Source organism: Aminivibrio sp., from assembly GCF_016756745.1.
In the GTDB taxonomy this organism is placed as follows: domain Bacteria; phylum Synergistota; class Synergistia; order Synergistales; family Aminobacteriaceae; genus Aminivibrio.
Genome location: NZ_JAESIH010000060.1, coordinates 1 through 3152 on the forward strand (window position 1 = coordinate 1; position 3152 = coordinate 3152).

The window sequence follows — 3152 nt, forward strand, 5'->3', positions numbered from 1 at the left end:
TCGGCGATGACGTCGATCTCCACCAGGATATCGAGGAGGTCGCTTCCCACCGTCGTCCTCACGGGGAATGGTTCATTGAAGAACTCCCTGTAGACCTCGTTGAACGCCCTGAAATCTTTCGTGACCTCCTGAAGATGGACCGTCACCTTCACCACGTGGTCCATGGAGGCGCCTGCGGCCTCCAGGATGGCCCGCACGTTCTTCAGGGTCTGCCTGGTCTGTTCGGCAACGCCCTCGGGCTTCGTTCCCGTTTCGGGATTGAAGGGCCCCTGTCCCGATACGTATACCCGCTTTCCGCAGATAAGTCCCTGGGAATAGGGTCCCACCGGGTTCGGTGCCTTGTCTGTCCGGACGACTTTTTTCATTTGGTGTTCCTCCTTTTCGATTTTCTCCGTTGTTCCAGCGTAAATCAATCATACAGGTGGCATGCGGCGAAGCGGCCCTCTTTTCGCTCCACCAGACCGGGGACCTCCCGGCTGCAGCGGTCCATCACCCTGAAACACCTGGGATGGAATGGGCATCCCTGCGGAGGGTTGAGGGGACTTGGCACGTCCCCCTTCAATATGATCCTTTCGCTCTTTTTCCCGGGTTCCGGGACGGGCGCGGCTGAAAGCAGGGCCTGGGTGTAGGGATGCATGGGGGATGAGAAAAGAACATCCGTCCGGGCCGTCTCGACGATGCGCCCGAGGTACATGACGGCCACCCTGTCGCTGATGTGTTTCACCACGCTGAGATCATGGGCGATGAACAGGTAAGTCAGGGACAGTTTTTCCCGCAGCTCCGCCAGGAGATTGATGACCTGGGCCTGAATCGAAACGTCGAGGGCCGACACCGGCTCGTCGGCCACCACGAGAGACGGGTTGAGGACAAGGGCCCTGGCGATACCGATGCGCTGCCGCTGCCCTCCGCTGAACTCGAAGGCGTAGCGGTTCATAACGGACGGATCCAGCCCCACCTCTTCCAGGATCTGAACCACACGGTCATCCCGCTCCGCCCGTGAAGAGACAAGACCGTGGGCAGACAGGGGTTCGCCCACGATGGCGGAGACGGTCATCCGGGGGTCGAGGGACGCGAAGGGGTCCTGGAACACCATCTGGAAATTCCGTCTCGCCCGTCGCAGGTCCTCCCCTCCGAGGGCCAGCAGGTTCTTCTCCCGGAACAGTACTTCCCCGGAGGTTACCGGCAGAAGCCGCAGCACAGTCCTTCCTGTGGTGGACTTGCCGCAGCCCGACTCGCCTACGAGGCCGAGGGTTTCCCCCTTGTCCAGGTGGAAAGAAACTCCGTCCACCGCCTTCACATGGGCGGTGACTCGCTGCAGAAGCCCCGACCGCACGGGGAAATGCTTCTTCAGGTTTCTGACGTCAAGCAGGCGGTCCGTCATTCCGCTCCCCCTCCTTCCAGCGGGGCCCGAAGTTCGTGCCAGCGCCTGCACCGCACGAAGTGTCCGGGTTCGGCCTCGTGCAGGGGAGGTTCCGCGGCGCCGCAGGGATCCTCGGCAAAGACGCAGCGGTTCCTGAACTTGCACCCCGAGGGCAGCGTTTCAAGGGAAGGGACCATTCCGGGGATCGCCCTCAGGTGTTTCACCCTTCCATCCATCCTGGGGATGGATTCCAGGAGTCCCCTCGTGTAGGGGTGCAGGGGGTCGCGGAACAGAGCCTCCGTCGAAGCGAGCTCCAGAATTCTGCCGGCGTACATCACGGCCACTCTCTGGGCGAACTCCGCCACTATTCCCAGGTTATGGGTTATGAGAAGCACCGACATGGTGCGCTCTTTTTTCAGGCCATCCATCAGGTCCAGGATCTGTGCCTGAATGGTCACGTCGAGGGCCGTGGTGGGCTCGTCGGCGATGAGCAGCTCCGGGTCCAGGGAGAGGGCCATGGCGATCATCACCCGCTGCCTCATCCCTCCGCTCAGAAGATGAGGGTAGGAGTCCACCCGCTTTTCCGGCCCCGGAATGCCCACTTTCGCCAGCATCTCGACGGCCCTGTCCCGGGCTTCTTTCCGCGGCATGGCCCCGTGGGCCAGGATACCCTCCACGATCTGGTCTCCCACTGTGTACACCGGGTTGAGGGATGTCATGGGCTCCTGGAAGATTATGGAGATGTCCTTTCCCCGGATTTTCATCATCTCTTTGTTGTTCAGCTCCACCAGGTTTCTGCCCTTGAACTCGACGCTGCCGCCGCAGATTTTTCCGTGGGGACGGGGGACAAGGCCCATCACCGCCAGGGACGTCATTGATTTGCCGCTCCCCGACTCCCCCACAAGCCCGAGGGTTTCTCCCTTCGCTATGGAGAGGCTCACACCGTCCACCGGGAAAATGGGGCCTGAAGCCGAAGGAAAGCTGACCCTGAGATCCCGGATTTCAAGAAGGGATGTATTTGTTTCCGGCCGCACGGCTCACACCCCCTCGATGTCCCGCCGGAAGTGCGGGTCAAGCCGGTCGCGGAGGACATCTCCGACAAGGTTGAAAGAAAGGACGGTCAGGACAATGCAGGCTCCCGGGAAAACAAGGAGCCACGGGGCCCTCGTGAGATACATCCGGCCCTCGCTCAGCATGTTGCCCCAGCTCGGGATGGACGGCGGAATGCCGAGACCGAGAAAGTCCAGGGCCGCCATGTCCAGGAGGGAAAAGGCGAAGGTGAACGTGGCCTGGACGATGAGGGGGGACATCATGTTGGGCAGAATATGCTTCAGGATGATCCATTTCTGCTTGACTCCAGAAGCGATGGCGGCTTCGATGTACGGCTCTTCCCGGAGTTTCAGGGTCAGGCCGTAGACGATCCTGGTGGTCCTGGTGAGATAGGTGGCCCCCACGGCGATGATCACGTTCCCCATGCCCCGCCCGAGGATGGAGACGAGCACCAGGGCGAGGAGGAGCGGAGGAAAGGCCATGAGGACGTCGATCAGGCGCATCAGGTACGGCTCTATCTTTCTGAAGTACCCGGACGATACGCCGATGAGCACGCCGATGGACAAGGAGAACAGGATGACCCCCGCGGATCCGGTCAGGCTCGTCCGGGCTCCGAACACCACCCGGCTGAAGATGTCCCTCCCGAAATTGTCGGTCCCGAAATAGTAGGTCCCGTCAGGAGAGCGGAGCTTGTCCACAGTGTTCATCTCCTGGGGATCGAAGGTGGCGATACAGGGGGCGA

At 61.3% G+C, this 3152-nt stretch carries 4 protein-coding genes; all 4 read right to left on the reverse strand.

Going from position 1 to position 3152, the window contains the following annotated elements; genetic code table 11:
* On the reverse strand, positions 1-365 hold a 365-nt coding region (locus JMJ95_RS10250), incomplete at its 3' end, for a RidA family protein (RefSeq protein ID WP_290685054.1).
* 44 nt (positions 366-409) lie between these two features.
* Complete coding sequence (locus tag JMJ95_RS10255; protein WP_290685055.1) at positions 410-1381, reverse strand: ABC transporter ATP-binding protein; 972 nt, start codon at positions 1379-1381, stop codon at positions 410-412.
* Positions 1378-2394, reverse strand: a complete 1017-nt coding sequence (locus JMJ95_RS10260; protein WP_290685057.1) for an ABC transporter ATP-binding protein — start codon at positions 2392-2394, stop codon at positions 1378-1380. Before JMJ95_RS10260 ends, JMJ95_RS10255 begins: the two co-directional genes overlap by 4 nt.
* Positions 2395-2397: 3 nt before the next feature.
* On the reverse strand, positions 2398-3152 hold a 755-nt coding region (locus JMJ95_RS10265; RefSeq protein ID WP_290685059.1), incomplete at its 5' end, for an ABC transporter permease.